Annotated in this window: 16 protein-coding genes and 1 pseudogene; 7 read left to right on the top strand and 10 right to left on the bottom strand. The window is 69.3% G+C overall.

What is annotated here, in order from left to right; genetic code table 11:
* Nucleotides 1–77 precede the first annotated feature (77 nt).
* The 3 genes from ACL9RL_RS14200 (at nt 78) to ACL9RL_RS14190 (ending at nt 5522) form a co-directional block, all read left to right on the top strand.
* A complete protein-coding gene (locus ACL9RL_RS14200; protein WP_422780916.1) occupies nt 78–1151 on the top strand; it encodes a hypothetical protein in 1074 nt (357 codons plus the stop codon).
* Entirely contained in the window at nt 1148–4663 is a 3516-nt protein-coding gene (locus ACL9RL_RS14195; RefSeq protein WP_422780915.1) for a fibronectin type III domain-containing protein, read from the top strand. Before ACL9RL_RS14200 ends, ACL9RL_RS14195 begins: the two co-directional genes overlap by 4 nt.
* A gap of 496 nt (nt 4664–5159) precedes the next feature.
* Nucleotides 5160–5522, top strand: coding sequence for a ribbon-helix-helix domain-containing protein (locus tag ACL9RL_RS14190; protein ID WP_422780914.1), 363 nt, complete (start codon nt 5160–5162; stop codon nt 5520–5522).
* A gap of 69 nt (nt 5523–5591) precedes the next feature.
* Here the strand turns inward: ACL9RL_RS14190 and ACL9RL_RS14185 are convergent, their stop codons facing one another.
* Complete coding sequence (locus ACL9RL_RS14185; protein WP_422780913.1) at nt 5592–5957, bottom strand: sterol carrier family protein; 366 nt, start codon at nt 5955–5957, stop codon at nt 5592–5594.
* Between the two features lie 19 nt (nt 5958–5976).
* Here ACL9RL_RS14185 and purD point away from each other — a divergent pair, with 19 nt between their 5' ends.
* Nucleotides 5977–7245, top strand: coding sequence for a phosphoribosylamine--glycine ligase (purD, locus tag ACL9RL_RS14180; RefSeq protein WP_422780912.1), 1269 nt, complete (start codon nt 5977–5979; stop codon nt 7243–7245).
* A 17-nt stretch (nt 7246–7262) separates the two neighbouring features.
* Complete coding sequence (locus ACL9RL_RS14175) at nt 7263–8126, top strand: alpha/beta fold hydrolase (RefSeq protein ID WP_422780911.1); 864 nt, start codon at nt 7263–7265, stop codon at nt 8124–8126.
* Between the two features lie 284 nt (nt 8127–8410).
* Here ACL9RL_RS14175 and ACL9RL_RS14170 read toward each other — a convergent pair whose 3' ends face one another.
* Both ACL9RL_RS14170 and ACL9RL_RS14165 read right to left on the bottom strand, forming a co-directional pair.
* Nucleotides 8411–9952, bottom strand: a complete 1542-nt coding sequence (locus ACL9RL_RS14170; RefSeq protein ID WP_422780910.1) for a DHA2 family efflux MFS transporter permease subunit — start codon at nt 9950–9952, stop codon at nt 8411–8413.
* Between the two features lie 193 nt (nt 9953–10145).
* Nucleotides 10146–10844, bottom strand: a complete 699-nt coding sequence (locus ACL9RL_RS14165) for a PadR family transcriptional regulator (protein ID WP_422780909.1) — start codon at nt 10842–10844, stop codon at nt 10146–10148.
* Between the two features lie 101 nt (nt 10845–10945).
* On the opposite strand from ACL9RL_RS14165, the gene ACL9RL_RS14160 reads away from it, so the two are divergent.
* Nucleotides 10946–11923, top strand: coding sequence for a phosphoribosylaminoimidazolesuccinocarboxamide synthase (locus ACL9RL_RS14160; RefSeq protein ID WP_422780908.1), 978 nt, complete (start codon nt 10946–10948; stop codon nt 11921–11923).
* A 20-nt stretch (nt 11924–11943) separates the two neighbouring features.
* On the opposite strand, the gene ACL9RL_RS14155 is transcribed toward ACL9RL_RS14160, so the two are convergent.
* The gene (locus ACL9RL_RS14155; RefSeq protein ID WP_422780907.1) at nt 11944–12675 is read right to left on the bottom strand and encodes a hypothetical protein; all 732 of its coding nucleotides are present in this window, start codon (nt 12673–12675) and stop codon (nt 11944–11946) included.
* A 248-nt stretch (nt 12676–12923) separates the two neighbouring features.
* Here ACL9RL_RS14155 and ACL9RL_RS14150 point away from each other — a divergent pair, with 248 nt between their 5' ends.
* Entirely contained in the window at nt 12924–13805 is an 882-nt protein-coding gene (locus ACL9RL_RS14150; protein ID WP_422780906.1) for a VOC family protein, read from the top strand.
* Here ACL9RL_RS14150 and ACL9RL_RS14145 read toward each other — a convergent pair.
* The 6 genes and pseudogenes from ACL9RL_RS14145 to ACL9RL_RS14120 form a co-directional block, all read right to left on the bottom strand.
* Complete coding sequence (locus ACL9RL_RS14145; RefSeq protein ID WP_422780905.1) at nt 13802–14929, bottom strand: zinc-binding dehydrogenase; 1128 nt, start codon at nt 14927–14929, stop codon at nt 13802–13804. The genes ACL9RL_RS14150 and ACL9RL_RS14145 overlap by 4 nt on opposite strands.
* 15 nt (nt 14930–14944) lie before the next feature.
* Nucleotides 14945–15925, bottom strand: a complete 981-nt coding sequence (locus tag ACL9RL_RS14140; RefSeq protein WP_422780904.1) for an HAD family hydrolase — start codon at nt 15923–15925, stop codon at nt 14945–14947.
* A 44-nt stretch (nt 15926–15969) separates the two neighbouring features.
* Nucleotides 15970–17265, bottom strand: a complete 1296-nt coding sequence (locus tag ACL9RL_RS14135) for a TIGR03364 family FAD-dependent oxidoreductase (RefSeq protein WP_422780903.1) — start codon at nt 17263–17265, stop codon at nt 15970–15972.
* Complete coding sequence (gene phnE, locus ACL9RL_RS14130) at nt 17262–19109, bottom strand: phosphonate ABC transporter, permease protein PhnE (protein ID WP_422780902.1); 1848 nt, start codon at nt 19107–19109, stop codon at nt 17262–17264. Before phnE ends, ACL9RL_RS14135 begins: the two co-directional genes overlap by 4 nt.
* Before the next feature lie 299 nt (nt 19110–19408).
* Nucleotides 19409–20242: pseudogene (phnC, locus tag ACL9RL_RS14125) on the bottom strand (phosphonate ABC transporter ATP-binding protein); the annotation flags it as partial.
* Nucleotides 20243–20417: 175 nt separating this feature from the next.
* The gene (locus tag ACL9RL_RS14120; RefSeq protein ID WP_422780901.1) at nt 20418–21344 is read right to left on the bottom strand and encodes a phosphate/phosphite/phosphonate ABC transporter substrate-binding protein; all 927 of its coding nucleotides are present in this window, start codon (nt 21342–21344) and stop codon (nt 20418–20420) included.
* Nucleotides 21345–21508 lie beyond the last annotated feature (164 nt).

The following is a 21508-nucleotide window of genomic DNA, read 5'->3' as shown; positions in this document are numbered from 1 at the left end:
ACTAAGGTTATCCATACCTAATTAAGGGTAGGCTTACCCATTGCCCCTCAACCACGTCACCGCAGGAGAGAACCGGCATGACCGCGAGCACCACCCCGCAGCTCCCCCAGCAGTTCGCCAGCCAGCTTCCCGGCCACGCTCCCGGCCACGCTCCCGGCCGCGGCGCCACGAAGCTCCCGGAACGACTCCTGCGGCGCATCGCCCGCCGCCCGGTCTTCGCCGCCGCGATGGCCGCCGGCATCGTCCTCGCAGCCATCGGCGCACCGCTCAGCGTCCCGTCGCCGGCGCACGCCCAAGGCTCGGTCTCGGTGAGCGTCGTCGATCATCCGGAACTCACCAACGTCGCCGACAGCACCTACCTGACGCAACTCCGCGTCTCCGGCAGCGGATTCCAGTCCATCAAGAACGGCCACGGCGGCATCTACGTCCTGTTCGGTTGGGTCGAGCCCGGGCAGTCCTGGCGTCCGAGCAACGGCGGGACCACGGGCGGCGAGTACCGCTACGTCCCAGACGACGAGACCAACCCGGCCGGCTACGCACTCTTCGTCTCCTTCCCAGGCGGCGACACGGAATACGCGGCAAATGGCGGAGAGGTCGATGCCGACGGCAACTGGTCCGGCGTCATCAGCGTCCCCGGGTCGAGCTTCCAGGCCTTCGACCGCAGCGGCAACCCGACGAACGTCGACTGCGCGAGCGTGCAGTGCGGCATCATCACGATCGGCGCCCACGGTGTGAAGAACGCCAACAACGAGAGCTTCACCCCGGTGAACTTCACCGACCTGTACGGCCCGGACGCAGCGACGAAGCTCGCGCCGCCCGCAGCGCCGGCCGCCGCCCCGGAGAGCGCACCGACGCCGACGATCATCTCCAGCACGATCACGGCCGAGGCCCCCGTCGCCACGGCGTCCTCGAACACCGACGACCTCATCCCGATCCTCACGGGCGCGATCATCGGGGTCGGCGTCCTCGCCGTCGGCGCCGTCGCATTCCTCGTGTGGGCGGTGCTGAGCGGGCGGAGGAAGGCGAAGGTCGCTGTGGCAGACGGCGATGGGGCGGGCGGCAGTTCGGGCGGCGGCTCGGCTGGCGGTTCGGGCGACAGCTCAGCCGACACCGCTGCCGGCGCGGACCGGGCGGGAAACCCCTCCGCATGATCCGGACGACTCGACCACGGACCGCGGTGACGCTCGCCGCAGCACTCGGCCTCGCCGTCATCGTGTCGGGTCTCGGGGCGGGGGCGGCCGCGGCGACGAGCGCTCCGCCGACTGGATCGCCCGGTTCAGCCGGCTCCGGCGAGCACGCCTACGCTGCGCCCGTCGTCGAATCCTCCACGTCCGACGCCGTCACCCTGAGTTGGCCCGCTCCGACCAGCGACCACCTCGGGCTCACCGGGGCGCTTCCGGCAGGCATCGACACACACGTTCTCGTCTACCCGGGCGATGCGGTCCTCCCGGCGGATCCGACGGCAACACCGCCGACGCCGCTCGCCGAGCTGGACCCGACGCCTGGTGATCCGGATGCCGGTGCCGGCGGCAGCGGCGCCCCGGCATCGACCGGCCCCTCCGCTTCGCCGTTCACCATCGTTCCGGCGACGCTCGACCGGCCGCTCGGCGACGGCGAGACGGCTGCCGTGATCGGCGGGCTGACCGCCTCGACGGCCTACCGCTTCACGCTGCGAACCCTGGATTCCACGGGCGCGACCGTCCGGGAGTCCGCCCCCACCGACATCGTCGAGACGGCTGCGGCACCCGACGCCGGGCCATCACCGTCCGCCGATCCCACCGCCGCCCCGACTCCTGCGGCAGAGCCCACACCCGCCGCATCGCCGTCTCCGACACCGAGCGCGGCGACGCAAGATGGCGACGCATCGGCATCGGCGAACGCCCGCCTCGCCCCGACGGCTGAGGCGCCCGGCACCCCGGACGCGCCCAACGCGACGCCGGTCAGCAGCACGGTGATGACCGTTTCCTGGCCGGCCGTCTCCTCGGGAGCGACCGTCAAGAGCTACGCGATCCAGGTGTTCCGCGGCACCGAGCTCGTCCGCACCGTTCCGAACCTCGATCCGCTCCTCGTCGGCACCACGTACGACGTGACGGGTCTCATCGCGAACACCGAGTACACGTTCCGCATCGTCGCACAGGGTGTCGACGCCGCGAGCGAACCGTCCCAACCGTCGAAGGCGGCCACCACCCTCCGCGGAGCCCCGTCCGCGCCGGCCAAGCCGGAGACGAGCCTCGCGAAGAGCGACCCGCTCGGCATCGACGTCACCTGGTCGCCCCCTGCGACCGACGGCGGGTTCGGCATCACCGGCTACCGCCTCGAACTCTTCACCGGCACGACCGTGAACCTCACGAACCTGGTGCAATCGGTCGAGGTGCCGTCCGATGCGCGCAGCCACACCTTCGCGCGCATCGGGCTCATCGGGAGCAACCTGTCCGTGCGCGTCGTCGCGATCAACGGCGCGGGCGAAGGCGTCTCGGCGCTGAGCTCCGCGGTGCGCATCGAGGCGACGGCCGTGCCGTCGACGCGCATCGCCCAGCCGACGCTGACCGAGCCGCGCCCCGGCCGGGTGTCGGTCACGTGGACGGCGCCGACGGGCGCGAGCACAGCCACCGGCTACCTCGCGACCGTCACGACCACCGAAGGCCAGAGCACCTCGGCCGCCGTGACCGTCGTCGATCTCAGCACCGGCCATCCGACCTCCGGCGATGTCACGGTAGGCCTGCCCGACCTCCCCGGCGGGCGGGTCATCGCCGTCCAGATCACCGGCTACGAGCAGACGGGCGGCGAGCAGGGCGGCGAGAAACGGTACCGCGTGACCTCACTCAAGAGCGCCCAGCTCCAGGTGTCAGGGTCATCGGTCCCGCAGCGGGCAGACCGGCCGACCACCGTGACGGCGAACGGGATCGACAGCGTCACCGTGTCGGGTGCAGGCATCGCCGCCGCCAAAGCGAACGGGTCGGAGATCACCGGCTTCGAGCTCACGCTCTACCAGGCCGGAACCTCCTCGGCCGTGGGCAAGGCGACCGTGGCCGCATCGCCGTCGCCCGACGATCCGACGTACATGCTCCAAACGGCATACACCTTCACCGGCCTCGACCGATCGACCACCTACACGGTCAGGGCTGCCGCGGTGAACGCCGCCGGATCGGGACCGACCTCGGCATCGAGCGTCCCGGTCACAACTCTCGCCACACCCGTCCCAGGATCGGTCCCGCCCTCCATCACGACGCTCGCGGGGCTCACTGCCGCGATGAAGAACGGCACCGTCCGGACCGTCGCCCCGAAAGACGCCGGGATGAAGGACACCGTCGAGCCGACATCGACCGTCGAGGTCTCGTTCCCGTGGACCGGTGCGGCGAGGAGCGGTGAGGTGTGGCTGTACGAGCCGCTCGCGTTCGTCGGCACGTTCAGCGTCGCATCCGGCACGCTCACCGCATCCGTCAAGCTCGGCGAGCTGCCGGACGGCGACTACGCGTTCTCGTTCGTTCCGGCTGCGGCAGACGACGGGAACCGCGCGTCCGCCGCGAACGCCACGCCGGATCAGGTCACCGCGATCCGCTTCGTCGTCGCCGCGAACCGGGGCGGCCCGACCACGATCGACAACGCCGTCCTGCGCTGGGGGTTCAGTCACGAGGCCGGGAACGGCGCGTTCTTCGGCGGCTGCAACTTCCTGACCGCCGGGCGCATCCCGGATGTCGGCCACGGCGAGATCGTGGGGCCCGACCGCTACTCGGCATCGTCCGGGGCCGTCAGCATCGAGAAGCCGAACGCTGCTGGAGCCTACGAACGCGCACGCTTCGAGACCCGCTGCACCGACCGCAACGGCAAGCCGGTCGACTCCAACGTCAACAGCCCCGTCACCGATGCCCAGCTCGTGATCGTGGGCGGTGCAGGCACGGTCGATCCGTCGACCAACAGCGGCACGATCCAGTGGAAGGGCGACTTCTCCGTCGCCTTCTACGGCGGGCTCACCTTCTGGTACGGCTCCGACCCGAAGCTCACGGTCGTGAACGGCGTCGGGACGCTCACCGCGACGGCGAGCGGATTCGGCACCGACATGGACGACCTCAGCAAGTGGGTGCAGCTGCCGCCGCGGGAGATCATGCTCGCGACGCTCAACGGTGTGACGATGCGGTCGGACGGGTTCACGGTGGATCCGGACTACGTCGGCGTCAAGATCAGCCAGGGCGAGCAGGTTGCCCAGGACTCGGTCAACCGCGGCTACTGGGGTTCGTTCCCGCAGTCGTTCGTGGACTTCCAGCAGCTGACGGGTCAGTTCTCGTACTGGTTCACGAGCGGCGGCCGTCAGGACCCAGGGAAGGTCGCCTCACCGTTGACGGTCGGGTTCGACGCTGCGACCTTCGTGGCGGTGCCGCCATCGCAGCACGGTGACGGCACGACGGTGTCGCTCGTGCCGAACGCGAAGAAGCCGCCGTTCGGGATCAAGGCTCCTGCTGCGCCGAAATCGGTCGGGGCGCTGCCCTTGGCCGGGACGATCTACGAGACGGTCACCGTTGTGCAGCCCGCCGCGGCGTCGCCGCTCGCGTCGCAGCTCGTGCCGCTCATCCTGACGCTCCTCGTGCTGCTCGGCGGGGTGACGGTCGTCGCGGCCGGCGGTGGGGGTCTCATCGCCTCCGGTCTCGTCCCCCTGTCCCGTCACTGACCCCGTCCGCGCCCGGTCCCTGAGCCCCAGCCCCGCACGGTCCCTGAGCCTGTCGAAGGGCCCGGCACAAGGAGAACCGCACGAGACAAGGACGTTTCCGCCCAATCCCTCCTTCTCCCACGCGGTTCTCCTCCTCCCGCGCAGCGCCCCGATGCCGGTGTACTCGACATCTGCAGCATATTGTGTAACCCTTAATGCGGACACACAATGGTATCTTCGGATATGGCACCACGATAGGAAACGTCCAGCCTCAAACACGGCATCCCCCGAGGCGACCAGATCTACGCGATGCTGCACGCGACCCTCGTACAGTCCCTTCCCGATGAGGAGGACGGTCGCGACGGGCGGATCCGACTGTTCATCGGGCCCGCACACGCCCAAACCGAACGTGAATTGGAGATTCTGGTGCGTGAGTTCGACGACGGGCGAGAGGCCATCGTCTTCCATGCCATGGAACTCGGATCCAAGTACCGCATCTACCGGGAGGAGCATCGCAATGACTGACGAAACCGACTACGAAGCGCTCGCTGCGCGATTGACCGACGAGAGGCTTCCCATTCAGCCGACTGGCGGGTCCCTTGCGAAACCCCTCACGGGCGAAGCAGCTGCGGCGGCAGGACGCGCGTTCCTCCTCGAGCAGTACGGCGACGATGAGGCTATCGAAGCTGCCATCCGCGCCGGACGTCCGAAGCTCGGGCGCACAGCGACCAGCGGCCCGTCTCCGCTCGTCAAAGGGCGAATCGCGGAAGCCGACTTCGCCGCGTTCAAACTCCTCGAAGCACAGACTGGCAAGAAGCAGAGTGAACTCGTCCGCGAAGCAGTCCATCTGCTCCTCGAACGCTACAAGCTCGCGAGTTGACACTCGTGGCGGGTTTCAGCCCGCTCTAGCCAGCCACGACTGACAGTTCGCGGGCAGAAGCGACAGGGGTCAGCGCGGGAGGAGGAGCGGGACGAGTCCCGTCAGATCGGCGCGCTGACCGGAGGCGTGCACCTTGCCGGTCGCGACGGCCTCGGTCCACGTCGCCCCTCCGCTCGCGAGCGAGAGCCACGTCTGCGCATCCATCTCGACGACGTTCGGCGGGGTTCCGCGCGTGTGACGAGGGCCCTCGATGCACTGCACGGCCCCGAACGGCGGCACCCGCACCTCGACCGTGTTCCCCGGCGCACGCTCGACGAGCAGCTCCAGGAGGTAGCGGACGGCTGTCGCGATGTCGGTGCGTGACGCCCCCGGTCCGGCCAACGCCTGCTGGAGAGCTGCCCTGCCGGTGGAATCCGTGATCCGAGGTCGTGCCATGCGCCCTAGGCTAGTACGCGTGAAGATCCTCGTCCTCGGTTCCGGTGCCCGTGAGCACGCCATCATCAAGGCCCTCCTCGCTGAGGAAGCCGGCCACCAGATCATCGCGGCCCCCGGCAACATCGGCATCGCCGGTGACGTCACCGTGGTCGGCATCGATCAGGAGAACCCGTCGATCGTGCGCGACTTCGCCCGCGATGAAGGGGTCGATCTTGTGGTCATCGGTCCGGAGGCACCGCTCGTCGCGGGCGTCGCGGACAAGCTGCGCGCAGCCCGCATCCCCGTGTTCGGCCCCAACCGGTCAGCCGCAGCGCTCGAAGGCTCCAAGTCGTACGCCAAGCGCATCATGGACGAGGCCGGTGTGCCGACGGGCCGTGCGGTTCGCGCGGAGACCGTCGAGGACGCCATCGCTGCACTCGACGAGTACGGCGCGCCCTACGTCGTCAAGGCGGACGGCCTCGCAGCAGGCAAGGGCGTCCTCGTGACGACCGAGCGCGATGCCGCCATCGAGCACGCCACCTACTGGCTCGGCTACGGCGGCGTCCTGGTCGAGGAGTTCCTCGAGGGCCCGGAGGTCTCGCTCTTCTTCGTGACCGACGGCGAGACCGTCTACCCGCTCTCCCCCGCACAGGACTACAAGCGCCTGCTCGACGCCGATGCCGGCCCCAACACGGGCGGCATGGGCGCGTACTCCCCGCTCCCGTGGCTCGACGAGCGCTTCGGCGGAGAGGACCTCTTCGTCGACGAGGTGCTGAAGACCATCGCGATCCCCGTCGTCCAGCAGATGGCCGCCGAGAAGAACCCGTTCTCCGGCCTCCTCTACGCCGGCCTCATCCTCACGGAGCGCGGCATCCGCGTCATCGAGTTCAACGCGCGCTTCGGCGACCCGGAGACGCAGGTCGTCCTCCCCCGCCTCGTCACGCCGCTGTCCGCACTGCTGTTCGGCGCGGCCACCGGGACGCTCGCGCAGCAGCCGAAGCCGGCCTTCGCGGAGGCGAGCGCCGTCACCGTGGTCCTCGCGAGCGAGAACTACCCGGAGAAGCCCGTCACGGGGCGACCCATCACGGGGCTCGACCAGACTGTCGCCGTCGACGGTGTGCACCTCGTCCACGCGGCGACGGCCGATGTCGACGGCGGGCTCGTCGCGACGGGCGGGCGCGTCCTGAACGTGGTCGCCCTGGGCACCACCTTCACCGAGGCGCGGGCCCGTGCGTACGACGCGATCGGCCGCATCCAGCTCGAAGGCGGCCAGTACCGCACCGACATCGCGGCGCGCGTCGCCGACTGACCAGACGGGACATACCGATGCCGAGCTTCACCAGCCATGACGGGACCCGTCTGCACGTCGACCTGATCGGCGACGCCTCGCTCCCACCGCTCGTCGTCCTGGCGGGCGGTCCGGCGCGGCACCCAGAGTACCTGGGCGATCTCGGCGGGCTGAGTTCGCGACGTCGGCTCGTTGTACTGCATCAGCGCGGCGTCGGAGAATCGGAGTCCGGTCCGGACACGGAGGCTGGCGCCGCCGCCGCGACGTGGCCGGGTCTCGCCGAGGATGTCGAGGCGTTGCGTCTCTGGCTCGAACTCGACCGCATCGAGCTCCTCGGGCACTCGGCGGGCACACGCGTCGCGATCGCGTATGCGGCTGCACACCCCGAGCACGTCGAACGCCTCTGCCTCGTCACACCGCCGGCCACCTGGCTCGTGGACACCGACGACGACAGCGCAGGCATCATCGCGAAGCACGCCGGTGAGGACTGGTATCCGGACTTCCTCGATGCGGTGCCCGGCATCATGTCGGCCCCGGATTCCGCGACGGGCAACCAGTTCTTCCCCAGGCTCGCTCCAGCAGCGTGGGCGGTCTGGAACGATGCGGCCAAGGCCCACGAGCAACTCGGCGCGTGGCATCCTGTGGCGCAGGACGCGTTCGTCCGCACGATCGACGATGAGGCCGTCTACGAACTGCGCGATGCGCTCAAGGCGGTCAGAGCGCAGGTGCTCGTGGTCGCCGGGGCCGAGGACGGCCTGACGGGGCTGGCCCCGGTCGTCGCGCTCGCGGAGCGGTTCCCCTACGGTCAGGCGGTCGTCCTGGACGACTGCGGTCACTATCCCTGGATCGAGCAGCCCCGTTCCTTCTCCGCGGCCCTGACCCCCTTCTTCCCGCTCTCCTAGCCGCCCCGGACCCAGCCCGCCTCAGCCCGCGAGCTGTCACTCCTGGCTGCTTTCAGGCCGCCAGAACGGCCACGACTGCCAGCTCGCGAGTTGTCAGTGGTGGCTGTTCTGGACGACGGAGAACCGCCACGACTGACAGTTCGCGAGCGGAGGTGGGACGACGAATCCCGCCGACCGGGGAGTCCGACGGGATTCGGGTGCAGCTGGGCGTGTGAGGCGACGGGCGCGACGTCAGTCGACGAACGACGAGGACCGACGAACGACGAACGACGACGGGCGCGACGTCAGTCGACGACCGCGACCTCCGGAGCCGCCGCCGCGGCCTGCTGGCCCGTGCGGGTCTCCGGCGTCGACCAGGCGGCCGCCTTGGGCTTCTGGAAGAACAGCACCACAACGGCGCCGACGAGCGCGAGCGCAGCCGGGAGCAGCAGCGACTGCGACATCGCGGTGGTGAATCCGGCGTGGAGCGCCTCCGGCAGTTCGGATCCGGTCACGTCGCCGGCCCCACCGGTGCCGCCAGGAGCAGCCGGCAGGTTCGCGGCGAGACGCGACTGGATGAGCGCGGCGATGCCGGCGCTGCCGAGGACGGCGCCGATCTGACGGGTCGTGTTGAACACGCCTGATCCGGCGCCCGCCTGGTGCTGCGGCAGGTTGCGGGTCGTGAGGTTGGAGACCGGTCCCCACATAAAGCCGTTCGCGAACCCGAGGATCGCGCTCGGGAACAGCAGCATCCAGATCGGCTGCTCCGGCGTCAGCAGCAGCGAGTACCAGCCGAGCGCCAACGACAGAAGCAGCAGGCCGGCGAGGGCGAACCACTTCGGATTGACCTTGTCGATGGCGCGACCGACGACGGGTGCGAGGCCGGCGGAGATGACGGCCATCGGCACGAGCATCAGGGCGGACTGCGTCGGTGTCAGGCCGCGGACGGTCTGGTAGAAGAACACGAGCGGGAGGGACATGCTCGTGATCGTAAAGCCGATGGTGGAGATCGCCAGGTTGCCGACGGAGAAGTTGCGGTCGCGGAACAGACCGAGCGGCAGGAGCGGCTCGCCCTTCGTGATCGCCTGCCAGCCGACGAACAGCGCGAGGACGACGACACCGGCGATGATGAGGCCCCACACCGTGATCGGCCCAGTGATGGTGCCCCAGTCGTAGGTCTGCCCCTCCTGGATGCCGAACACGAGCAGGAACATGCCGATGGCGCTCAGCACCACACCGAGGATGTCGAACTTGTGTGCGCTGGTCGCGAGGTGCGGGACGTTCCGCCACACCATGATGAAGCCCACGATGCCGACGGGCACGTTGATGAAGAAGATCCACTCCCAGCCGAAGCCGTCGACGAGCACGCCGCCGAGGATCGGGCCGACGAGCGTCGCGACACCGGCGGTCGCGCCCCACAGGCCCATGGCCGCACCGCGGCGGTCCGGCGGGAAGATGCGGGTGATGACGGCCATGGTCTGCGGCGTCATGAGCGCTGCGCCGAGGCCCTGGATGACGCGGGCGACGATGAGCATCTCGATCGTGCCGGACAGGCCGCACCAGAGCGATGCGAGGGTGAAGATGACGAGCCCGATGAGGTACAGGTTCTTCGGGCCGAAGCGGTCGCCGAGGCGGCCGGTGATGAGCAGGGGGACGGCGTACGCGAGGAGGTAGGCGCTCGTCACCCAGATGACGCTGTTGATGTCGGTGTCGAGCCCCTTCATGATCGAGGGGTTCGCGACGGACACGATGGTCGTGTCGATCAGGATCATAAAGAACCCGATGACGAGCGACCAGAGCGCCGGCCAGGGCCGCACTGCGGTGTTCTTGGTGGTTGTCTGTGACATGCTTCGTGCTTTCTGAGCTGAGGCGGTGGCTGCCGCGGGATGCCGCGGCGGCGGTCTACGAGCGAGCGCGGACACTGAGGGTGTGCGCGCCGGTGCGAGAACTTGGGGTGTTCGGCGGCCTGTCCGCGCCCTCCGATGGTGCTGGAGGCGGTGCGGGGGCGAACCGGGGACGATGCTGGGCCGACGGTGCGGGCTAGCCGCTCGGGGAGGAGATCGGCGAGGGTCGGTTGTCGTCGGTCCGATGGTCGCCGGAGTCGATTCTGGCGGCGACCTCCGACACCGATGCGCCGTCGTGGATGTGGGACATGGAGCAGTGGTGGTGGTCCGGGTCGTGCCAGGGCAGTTCGCCGGATTCGATCTCCGCGAGGAGGGATTCGGTCCACTCGACCTCCGCGTGGGCGAGGGCCTGCGTGTATCCGACGTTCATCCAGTACACGCGGGGTACGTTGCGCAGCACGACATCCGCGACGCGCGCATCGGTCTCGGCGATCTCGCGGCGTCTGGCGACGAGTCGTTCGCGCAGGAGCCCGCAGACGACCTCGCGCGTGAGGTTGTGCGCCTCCGCCATGGCGAGGGCGAACTCGGGGAACTCGTTGACGGGGGTCCGCAGCATCTCGACGAGACGATCGGTGAGCGCCTCTCGTCCGGCATCGGTGATCTCGAAGGTGGTCCGCTCCGGACGGGCGCCGTCCCGGTCGGTGCCGACGTCGCGGACGAGGCCGTCGCGTTCGAGGGCGTACACGGCGCGGTAGAGGGAGCCGGCGCTCGCCTTGACGACCCGGTCCTCCTGGCGCAGCACGGCGAGTTGGTACATCTCGTAGGGGTGCATGGGGCGTTCGTTGAGGAACCCGAGGGCTGCGACGCCGAGGGCGCCGAGTGGTTTTGCGACCATGATCGTATCCTCTCCGTGTGTGCGTCTGGGCTCGGATAAAGCTCCGCGTGAACTATTCCACATGGAATATACCCCGCGGAATGCACCGATGCAACCATCAGATGTCGGGCACTCGCCCACCGCCGATCGCACCACCCGCCGTACGGGATAATGTTCCGGTGAGCGAAACCACGGAACCCAACGGCTGGACCCACACCTACTCCGGCAAGGTGCGCGACCTCTACGCGCCGGCCGACGGGAGCACCGATCGGATGCTCGTCGTGGCGAGCGACCGGGTCAGTGCGTTCGACCACGTCCTCGAACCGGGCATCCCCGGCAAGGGCGAACTCCTCACCGCGCTCAGCCTGTGGTGGTTCGACCAGCTGTCGGACATCCCGAACCACCTCCTGCCCGACCACGCGCAGAACGCCGACGACACGGTCCGTGAGCTCATCCCGACCGAATTCTCCGGGCGGGCGATGCTCGTCATCGGTCTCGACATGTTCCCCATCGAGTGCGTCGTGCGCGGCTACCTCACCGGCTCCGGCTGGAAGGAATACGTCGCCAGCCAGAGCGTGTGCGGCATCCCGCTGCCGTCTGGCCTCCGCAACGGCGACCGTCTTCCTGAGCCGCTCTTCACGCCCGCCTACAAGGCGCCGCTCGGCGAACACGACGAGAACATCAGCTTCAGCCGCATGATCGAACTCATCGGAGAGGATGACGCGGTCGCTCTCAAGGACCTCTCGCTCGCCATCTACGACACCGCGTCGACGATCGCCGAGGCTCGCGGCGTGATCCTCGCGGACACGAAGTTCGAGTTCGGCCGCAACCCGGCGACCGGCGTCATCACGCTCGCCGACGAGGTGCTCACGGCCGATTCCAGCCGCTACTGGGACGCGGCGGCGTACGCGGCCGGCGGATCACCGGAGGAGCGGATGGCCAGCTTCGACAAGCAGATCGTGCGCGACTGGATGGCCGCCAATTGGGACCAGGCGGAGGGGTCGACCCCGCCGGCGCTCCCGCAGGACATCGTCGAGCAGACGACGGCGCGCTATCGCGAACTCCTCGAACGCCTGACGTCCTCGCCGTCGCAGCGCTGATCGGGCGGCCGAAACCGATCTCAGAGACCGGCGGCGGAAGAATTCCGACGACCGTTGCGCCCGCGCTGCTTGACACCGTTCGCCAGGATCGCCTGCGCATCGGGCAGCGGCCCTGTCGGGACCGTGACCCCCATCTGCTGCGCGGTCTTCTCCAACGCGGCCCTCGTGTCGTTCGCGATGAACTGCGCATCGGCGACCCGCTGGGCGCTCTCGGTGCCGACCTCCTGCTGCGTCGCCCCCATCTGGACGAGCTCGCGCTGGGCACGCTCTGCGGCCGAGTACATCCGGCTGAGCGTCCAGAGCTCCGTCCAGGCGACATCGTCGTCGAGCCCGATGAGGTGGTCGTTGAGCGGATCGATCCAGCGGGAGGGCTGGTGACCGCCGTAGATCGATCCAATGCGACGGCGCCGCTCTCCGCGAGCGACCAGCAGGAACACCGCGAGGATGACCCCGAGGACGGCGCCGGCGACATCGAGCCCTGGCACCCAGTTCGGGTCGGATCCGGGGAGTGACAGCGAGAAGCTCTGGCCGCGGCCGCGTGCGATGAGCCCGTCCGCGATGGCTCCGAGCAGGCCGCCGACGATGATGGCGACGAAGACGAGGAAGCCGCCGAAGAGCATCGTGAGGCGCATCCTGAGCCGTTTGACCTGCAGCTGGGCCTCGGTGAGTTCACCTCGGTCCGCGAACGGATCCACCACCATCAGGCGGCCGCCAACGCGAACCACCCCGGGGTGCCGCGCGGAGACCGTCATGTCGACAAGATACCTCAGATGGCGTGCATTCCGGTCCGTGTGGACCGCCTACTTCTCAGTCGTACCGCGGGATCGCGCGGGGGTTGTCCCCTGAAAAGAGGACAGGCGGATCGCGCCTGTTCGGGTGCGACTCGTCCGGGGGCGATTCGCGGGTTGCTCAGATGTGTCCAGGACGTTTCACGATCGCTCCTCCGAGCGCGTGGACGGACATCGGGAATGCCTCGGCGTCGGCGATGGTTTCTATGCACATGAATGCTGATCTGGGGACGACGAACGCCGACAAGCTCGCTGGCGACACCGCGATGGGAGCCGTCACGCTCCTCGTCGGCGACCTCGACGCGATGACCGCCTACTACCGCGACGCCGTGACGCTCCAGGTCATCGGGAGCGATGTCGGCAGTGTGACGCTCGGCCGCGGGACGACGCCCATCGTGATCCTCCAGGCCGCCCCTGAGCTGCGGCACGCGGCATCGGGATCCGCCGGGCTGTATCACACGGCGATCCTGTTCGACACGCAGGCGTCGCTCGCCGCAGCGCTCAACTCCGTCGCCAGGCACGCGCCCGGGACGTTCACCGGCAGCGCAGACCACCTCGTCAGCCAGGCGTTCTACTTCACCGACCCCGAGGGCAACGGCGTCGAACTGTACTGGGACCGCGCGCGCACCGAGTGGAGCTGGGTGCACGGACAGATCGAGATGGCGACGCTCTACCTCGACCCCAACGAGTTCCTGCGCGAGCACCTCACCGAAGCGCAGCTGGCGGCCGCACCCGGCCCCGCCGTCGTCGGGCACGTGCACCTGTCCGTCGGCGACGTCGCCTCGGCCAGGGACTTCTACGTCGGCACGCTCGGGTTCGAGCAGACGACGGCGCTCGGCAACCAGGCGCTCTTCGTCTCGGCGGGCGGCTACCACCACCACATGGCGATGAACGTGTGGGACTCCCGCGGCGCCGGCCCGCGGATGCCGGCGCTGGGGCTCGGCCGCATCGACATCGTCGTCCCGACGGCCGACGACCTCGGCGCCATCGAGGAGCGGCTGCGGCACCACCGGCTGCCCTCGAGCAACGACGGCCGGACGCTCAGCGTGCAGGACCCCTGGGCGAACGCCCTGCACGTCGTCGCCGCCGGCTAGGGGCGCAGCGCCACTCTGGGGTGGGCCCCTGAGGCCGCCAGGTCGAGCGCCGCGTCGACGTCGGCGAGTGGGAACGTCGCCCCGACCAACTCGGCGAACGGGTGCCGCCGCCACGCGCCCGTGAGGAAGTCCACCGCACGCGACAGGTGCTCGGCACGATAGTTGTGCACACCGCGCACCTGCAGCAGGTTCCGGACGATCTGCTCCGCATCGATCGTCAACGGCACCCCGGGGAACACACTCCCGACAAGGATCGCCGCCCCACCGACCCCGAGCGACCCGATCGCGGCCTCGACCGCTGATCCTGCGCCGGACATCTCGATCGCGATCGGGAACCCGTCGACCTCGGCTGCGAGCTTCGCGGCCGAGATGGCGTCGGCGGAATCCACCGCGGCGATCGCCCCGAACTGCAGCGAGAGCGCCCGGCGTCCGGGATCCGGGTCGCACACGACGACCCGCGCACCGGCATCAGCAGCGATCGCCGCGACCGTCAGCCCGAGCATCCCCGCACCCGTCACGAACACGGCCTGCCCGGCCAGCGGGCGCGCCGTCGACTCCACAGCGGCATCCAGTGCAGCGATGGCGGTCGCCGTCGCACACGAGGCAGGCGCGAACACCTCGGCAGGCGGCGTCTCCCCCACGATGACGATGGGCGTCCCCTCCAGGACCTCGACGTGCGTCGCGAACCCGCCGCTCAACTCCCAGCCGCGGTGCACCCGGTCGTGCCCGTACTTCGCAAGCCGGCGGCACTTCTGCTCCAGCCCGGCGACGCAGCGGTCGCACGAGCCGCAGCTCACGATGACCGACCAGACGACCCGCATCCCGGCCACGAGCACGGTGCCGTCGACGGCGGTCACCGGCCCTCCGACCACAACGACCCGACCGACCTGCTCGTGCCCGAAGACGAGCGGCGTCGTCGCGTTCCGGTGCCCGAGCACGGTGTGGACGTCCGACCCGCAGACCGTCGCGAGCTCGACCTCGACGAGGACGTCGCCCGCGCCGAGCGTCACGCCGGGGACGGCCATCGCCTGATGCGGCAGTCCGACCCCCTGCCAGACCATCGCGACGGGTGAAGGTTTGATGAGGACATCGCTGCCGACGTGCGCAGTGAGTGTGGTGTGCATCCCCCGGACCGCCCGTCAGTCGAGACCGAGGAGCGCAGGCAGTTCCGCGATGCTCGAGATCACGTCGTCGGCACCGGCCTCGAAGAGCGTGTGCTCGTCGTGCGCGCCGGTGAGGACACCGACGACGAGCGCTGCGCCCGCGTTGATGCCGGAGAGGATGTCGCTCGCCGTGTCGCCGACGACCACCATCGTGTCGACGGAGCTCGTGCCCGTGCGGATGAGTGCGGTGAGCGGCAGGTCGGGAGCCGGACGGCCGCGACCAGCGTCCGACGGGGAGAGGACGAGGTCGGCGATGTCCGTCCACCCGAGGCTCGCGAGGAGCGCGTCGCGCGTCTCCGGCGCGAAGCCGGTGGTCAGGACGACGGTGACGCCCAGCTCGCGGAGGAGGCGGATCGTGTCGCCTGCGCCGGGGATCTCCTCGATGCGGCCGTCCGTGATGAGCTGCGCGTACGCCGCCTCGAACGCGGCGTTGCCGGCCTGGGCGCGCTCCTCGTCGCCACCCGTCAGGACACGGAAGACGTCGATCTTCGACTGGCCCATCGTGCGGCGGACGTAGTCGAGGGCGTCGTCGATGCCGGTGCCCCGGTCGAAGCGGTCGGCGGAGGTGTGCTCGTCGTCGTCCGCGTCGTCTTCGTCCTCGTCGTACTCGTCGTCGTCCTCGCGGGCGCGGTCCTCCGCGTCGTCGGAGTCGTCGTCGTCCGCGTCGTCTTCGTCGTCCTCTTCGTCGTCGTCCGCGTCGTCGTCGAACGCGTCCTCGTCGCCGAGGCCGATCGCCGTCGCAGCGATCCGGAACGCCTCCTCGACGATGCCGTCGTCCGCGACCGTTGTGCCGGCGAGGTCGAGGACGACGAGCTCCAGGACCAGTTCGTCGTCGAGGTCGTGGTCGTCGGCAGCCGTCGTGTCCAAGGGGTGGCGCTCATCGAGGTCGCGCTCGTCGAAGTCGCCTCCGTCGACGGCAGCGGTCCGGTCGGTCCCCGAGGTGTGGATGGTGGTCATGGTGTGCCTTTCGAGAGAAAACGGATCGGACGGATGTTCACAACTCAGGAGAGCGCCGGCGTGTCGGCGCCGGAATGCGGCGTCCCGGCGCGACCCGCCGAGCCGCTCCTGAATTGCGAACGGGACTGGGTGGCGATGGGGCCGGACGATGCTGCTGCCCGACCGGCGAGGGCCGCGATGACCGCGTACTCGCCGAGCGCGAGACCCGTCGTCATGCCGATGCCCGTCGTCGCGGCGACCAGATGGACGCCAGGGTCCGGCTCGTCGACGAGGAAGTCGGCCGGCGCACTCGCGTACACGCCCTGCCACCGCTCGATCACGCGCAGCTCACTCGTCCCGAACAGCTCACCCGTCGCGCGCAACAGCTCCTGGAACGCGTGCTCGCTCTGGAACGGCGGCACGGCATCGCCCCGGTAGTGCGTGTCGCCGACGATGAGGCTGCCGTCCGGCAACTGCGTCGACATGAGGTTGAGATCGAGTGCCGCGAGCCCCGGCTCCGTCGTGGTCAGTCGTTCACGGACCGCCGCGATCGACGGCAGCACGGCGAACGCGCCGTAGCGCAGCATCGACCACCCGGTGAGCAGCGGCGCGTACAACGGCGCGCGCAGGTGGCCGCGCACGCGCATCATGTCGAGGCCGCAGCGCCTGATGCCCTCGCGTTCGGCGATCTCCGGGTACAACTGGTCGATGTCGTGGTTGACGGCGACGACGATGCTCCCGGCCGCGATCGCACCACGGGTCGTCTCGACGACGCCCGACCGCACCGCGGTGACCGCCGTCCGCATCCGGAACTCGACCCCGCGCGAGCGCAACCACGACGCGATCGCCGGGGCCGCCTGCCGCGGATTCGTCTGCAGGTCGCGCGGGAGCCACGCGCCGCCGACGACGTCAGCCGGCGCGACGGGCGCCATCGACCGGAACGTGTCGGCGTCGAGCAGCCGCACATCGACGTCGGCGGGGGCGGCGCCGGCGCCAGCATCCGCACCAACGCCGGCGGGCCCGGCCGCGGACGCCTCCGCGAACTCACGCAACGCCTGCATCTCGTCCTCGTGCCGCGCGACGACGAAGGTGCCGCTCTCGCGCACCCACACATCGGCCTCCGTGCGCAGCCGCAACCAGATCTCGCGGGAACGCTCCCCCAGCTCCCTCGCGAACCCGGCCTGCGGCGTCACGCACAGGTGCCCGAAGTTCCGCACCGTCGCACCCTGCACCTCGGCCGAGCGATCGATCACGACCACGCGCAACCCGCGATCGGCAGCCGCGAGCGCAGCCCCCAGACCGACGATCCCTGACCCGACGATCGCGACGTCGAACGTCTCCGCATCGGCGCCCCGCGTCATCGGAACACCCGCCGCATCCACATCGCGAGCCCCTCGACGACCAGCACGACCGAGAGGATCATGAGCACGATCGCGGTCACCTGGTCGTAGTTGCCGCCCTGGTCCGCCTGGATCAGGTAGTAGCCGATGCCGCCTCCGCCGACGATTCCGAGCATCGTCGCCGCCCGGATGTTCGTGTCGAGCGCGTAGAAGGTGTGCCCGATGAGCGCCTTCACACCCTGCGGGAGCGTCGCGGACCCGTAGACCTGCAGCCTGGTCGCGCCGACCGCCTTGAGCGCACGCTCCGGACCGCCCTTGACCTCCTCGAAGGAGTCGGCGATGAGCTTCCCGAGCAGGCCGATACCGCAGATCCCGAGCGCGAGCACACCGGCCTGCGCGCCCATCCCGGTGACGACGATGAGCAGGATCGCGAGGATGAGTTCCGGGATGCCGCGGATGCCCACGAGCAGGAAGCGGAAGCCGGAGCGGACCGCCGGGGTCGGTGCCACGTTGCGTGCCGCGAGCGATCCGACGACGATCGAGAACACGAGCGAGATGAGGGTCGCCGCGAAGGCGATCGCGATCGTGTCGAGCATCGCCTGGAACATCTGCTCAGGCAGGTAGGTGCCGAACGACGGCGGCCAGAGCTTGCCGAGGACCGCCGGCGCCTTCGCCCACACGGTCAGGAAGTCGCCCCATTGGATGTCGGAGACGACGATGCCGCCGAGGACGACGGCGACGCCGATCCAGCCGTACACGGTGCCCCTGATGCGGGCCGGCGTCCATGGGCGGCGCGCGGCGGCGGCGATGCGGTCGCCGTCGCCCCCGGTCGCTGAGGCCGAACCCCCGGTCACTGAGCTTGTCGAAGTGCCCGCGCCGCCGGTCACTGAGCCTGTCGAAGTGCCCTTCGACAAGCTCAGGGACCGCGCGGCAACCACATCGCCCGCTTCACCACCACTCCGTCGACCGAACCCCCGCACCACCCGATCGCCGATGCCGCGTCCGCTCGGCGCGACCCCGAGCATCGACTTCCGGATCGTGCTCGACACGATCTCCATCACGATGCACAACGCGAATAGGACGAGCGCCAGCCCGATGCCCGTCGAGTAGTCGAGCGACTTGAACGACAGCGACAGTTCACGCCCGAGCCCGCCGACGCCGACGTACCCGAGCAGCACCGAGCCGCGCAGGTTGATGTCGCCGCGGTGCAGCACGGTCGCGACCCAGGACGGCAGCACCTGCGGCAGCACACCGCTCGTGAACTCCTGCAGCTTCGAACCGCCTGCTGCGCAGATCGCGAGCCGTGGCCCCTCGTCGATCTGTTCGATCGCATCGGCGAACAGCTTGGAGATCATCCCGATGGAGTGGATGCCGATGGCGATGATGCCTGGCAGGGATCCGAGCGAGAACATCAGCACGAGGATCATCGCGATGACGACATCGGGGACGGCACGGGTGAACACGCCGATGAAGCGTCCGAGGGCGCGCCAGCCGTTGCCCGGCGTGGTGTTCGCGGCGGAGAGGTACGCGACGGGCACCGAGAGGACTGCGGCGAGCGCCGTGCCGGTGATGACGATGCCGAGAGTCAGGGCGGTGAGGCCGATGAGTTCGTCGAGCGGCGGGAAGGTGATCGTGCCGACGCGGTTCACGAAGTTGACCGCGTTGCCCCAGCTCGCGATCATCTTCGGGATGGAGATGTTCACGTCGATGAGCGAATAGATCGAGAACCCGATGAGCGCAATGAGCGTGAGCGATGCCGCGATCGTCTGCGTGGAGATCCGACGCGATGGGATGCGGTCGCGGAAGTCGGCCGGCTCCGGTCGTTGGGCGCCTGGCGGGCGCGTCGGGGCGAGTGTGACGGCCATCAGCTGACGCCGTCCTCGGTCGCCCCGGTCCCGGTCCCTGAGCCTGTCGAAGGGCCCGCCCCCGCACCGGTCCCTGAGCCTGTCGAAGGGCCCGCCCCCGCACCGGTCCCTGAGCCTGTCGAAGGGCCCGCCCCCGCCGCAGCACGCCGCTCCCCGATGTACCGCCCTGGGACGTCGTCGTCCGCATCGCCGTCCCACGCCTCATCGGCGTCCATCGGTCGTCCGTCGATGCCGACACGGGCGTCGATGCCCAGGTTGTCGCGGATGTCGTCCTCCTGGTCGCCGAGGATGTCGTCGATGAGGAGTTCGCGTTCGATCGTCTGCAGCTCGCGGGTCGTGGTGGCGACGCGGCCGTAGATCTCCATGACCTCGGCTTTGCTGAGTCCGTCCGTCGGGGTGTCGAGGACCACTTCGCCGTGGCGGAGGCCGACGATGCGGTCGCCCCAGGACAGAGCGAGGTCCACCTGGTGGAGGCTGCACACGACGGTCAGCCCGCTGTCGACGGCGATCTCGCGGATGAGGGCCATGACCTGGTCGCTCGACTCAGGGTCGAGGGAGGCGACGGGTTCGTCTGCGAGGAGGATGTCGGGGTCCTGCATAAGCGCGCGGGCGATGGCGACGCGCTGCTGCTGTCCGCCGGAGAGGGTGTCTGCGCGCTGATAGGCGCGTTCCAGGAGGCCGACGCGGTCGAGGTGGCGAAGCGCCTTGAGCCGGAGGCTGCGGCCGTAGCCGATGATGCCGAGCCGCGGTCCGCTGACCGTCGCGAGCGATCCCGTGAGCACGTTCTCGAGGACCGTGAGCGATGGGACGAGCTCGAACTGCTGGAAGACGAACCCGACCTTCGCGCGGAGGCGGCGCAGCTCGCGGCTGCGCAGCGCCGGCACGTCCTGCCCGAGGACGTTGACGCTGCCTGCCGTGGGGAGTTCGAGGCCGTCGAGGTGTCGCAGGAGCGTCGACTTGCCCGATCCGGAGAGGCCGAGGAGGACGACGATCTCGCCGCGTCCGATCTCGAGGTCGACGTGTTTCAACGCCACCGTCGAGTCGAAGCGTTTGGTGACGCCGCGCAACGCGATCACCGGTGAGGCGTCGGTCGATGCAGCGGTGGCGTTGGCCTGCTGGTCGGTGACGGTCATGTCGTCGGTCCTTCCGGTGGTGTGGTCGTGCGGTTGTGGTGCCCTTCGACGAGCTCAGGGACCGGGTGTCGCCCTTCGACAAGCTCAGGGACCGGGTGTGCGCTGAACCGGATCTCCCGGTCGCTGAGCCTGTCGAAGCGCCCAGCGACCGGGAGGATTCAGCCGATGCTGATGACTACTTGCACTGCTTCGCGTTGGTCTTCTTGCAGATGTCGCGGATCGTGTCGTAGTACTTGTCGTCAACGGGCGAGGTCGCGTAGAAGGTCGCGCGGAAGGCGTCGCTGTCGGCGTTCTTGATGCCGGCCTTGATGATCTGGTCGATCGTGACCTGGGAGAGCGTCTTGGTGAGCGTGTCGCGGACGTCCTGCGGGAGGGCGGTCGAGACGACGATCGGGGCGCCGGGGACCATCGTCTTGTCGATGACCTTGACCTTGTCGCTCTTGGCGACCTCGGAGTCCTCGGCGAAGCCCGCCTCGCACTCGACGCCCTCACCGGTCTTGGTGACGGAGACGTCGTGCTTGCCGGCGAAGACCGGGGTGACGTCCTTCTCGGGGTCGATGCCGGCCTTCAGCAGGTTGTAGGAGGGGAAGAGGTAGCCGGAGGTCGACGACGGGTCGACGAAGCAGACCTTCTTGCCCTTGAACTCTTCGAGCTTGGTGATGCTCGAGGACTTGGGGACGATCGCCTCGGAGTAGTAGCCGGGCTCCTGGCCCTGCTTGGTGACGATGGAGGAGATCGGGGTGAGCTTCGCGCCGTTGTTGACGGCGGTGACGTAGGTGAAGCCGGAGAACGATGCGACGTCGATCTTGCCGGCGACGGCTGCCTCGATGAGCGCGGCGTAGTCGGTCGACTCGTGGTACTCGACCTTCTTGCCGGTCTCCTTGGCGATGTAGTCCATGAGCGGCTGGTAGTTGGTCTGCGTTGCGACGCTGTCGGGGACGACGCCGAAGACGAGGGTCTGGTCGTCGACGGCGAAGGCGCCGGTCGATGCCGCGTCGGTCGTGGTGTCGGTGGAGGCCGATGCGCTCGAACACGCGGCGAGGCCGAGTGCGAGGAATGCCGCTGCGCCGAGGGCGACGGTACGGGCGATGGTGAGCTTCATGGTGGTGAGCGTCCCTTTCGAAAGAACGGTCGCGCCCATCGCCTGGTGCCGTTGGGCGCTGCTGTGACGTGCGGTGAGGTGCGTGCGGTGCTCGGTGCCCTTCGACAGGCTCAGGGACCGGGGTGTCTGCAGCGGTTCCGCACCCGGTGTCTGCCCGGTCGCGC

Origin of the sequence: Plantibacter sp. Mn2098 (assembly GCF_049319745.1) — a bacterium.
Taxonomy (GTDB): domain Bacteria; phylum Actinomycetota; class Actinomycetes; order Actinomycetales; family Microbacteriaceae; genus Plantibacter.
The sequence above is the reverse complement of the archived record's forward strand: the minus strand, read 5'-3'. Positions and strand labels throughout refer to the sequence as shown.

Coding starts and splice junctions, on each gene's coding strand:
- ACL9RL_RS14200 (WP_422780916.1), top strand. CDS start 78: ATGACCGCGAGCACCACCCCGCAGCTCCCCCAGCAGTTCGCCAGCCAG.
- ACL9RL_RS14195 (WP_422780915.1), top strand. CDS start 1,148: ATGATCCGGACGACTCGACCACGGACCGCGGTGACGCTCGCCGCAGCA.
- ACL9RL_RS14190 (WP_422780914.1), top strand. CDS start 5,160: ATGACTGACGAAACCGACTACGAAGCGCTCGCTGCGCGATTGACCGAC.
- ACL9RL_RS14185 (WP_422780913.1), bottom strand. CDS start 5,957: ATGGCACGACCTCGGATCACGGATTCCACCGGCAGGGCAGCTCTCCAG.
- ACL9RL_RS14175 (WP_422780911.1), top strand. CDS start 7,263: ATGCCGAGCTTCACCAGCCATGACGGGACCCGTCTGCACGTCGACCTG.
- ACL9RL_RS14170 (WP_422780910.1), bottom strand. CDS start 9,952: ATGTCACAGACAACCACCAAGAACACCGCAGTGCGGCCCTGGCCGGCG.
- ACL9RL_RS14165 (WP_422780909.1), bottom strand. CDS start 10,844: ATGGTCGCAAAACCACTCGGCGCCCTCGGCGTCGCAGCCCTCGGGTTC.
- ACL9RL_RS14160 (WP_422780908.1), top strand. CDS start 10,946: ATGTCGGGCACTCGCCCACCGCCGATCGCACCACCCGCCGTACGGGAT.
- ACL9RL_RS14155 (WP_422780907.1), bottom strand. CDS start 12,675: ATGACGGTCTCCGCGCGGCACCCCGGGGTGGTTCGCGTTGGCGGCCGC.
- ACL9RL_RS14150 (WP_422780906.1), top strand. CDS start 12,924: ATGAATGCTGATCTGGGGACGACGAACGCCGACAAGCTCGCTGGCGAC.
- ACL9RL_RS14145 (WP_422780905.1), bottom strand. CDS start 14,929: ATGCACACCACACTCACTGCGCACGTCGGCAGCGATGTCCTCATCAAA.
- ACL9RL_RS14140 (WP_422780904.1), bottom strand. CDS start 15,925: ATGACCACCATCCACACCTCGGGGACCGACCGGACCGCTGCCGTCGAC.
- ACL9RL_RS14135 (WP_422780903.1), bottom strand. CDS start 17,265: ATGACGCGGGGCGCCGATGCGGAGACGTTCGACGTCGCGATCGTCGGG.
- phnE (WP_422780902.1), bottom strand. CDS start 19,109: ATGGCCGTCACACTCGCCCCGACGCGCCCGCCAGGCGCCCAACGACCG.
- ACL9RL_RS14120 (WP_422780901.1), bottom strand. CDS start 21,344: ATGAAGCTCACCATCGCCCGTACCGTCGCCCTCGGCGCAGCGGCATTC.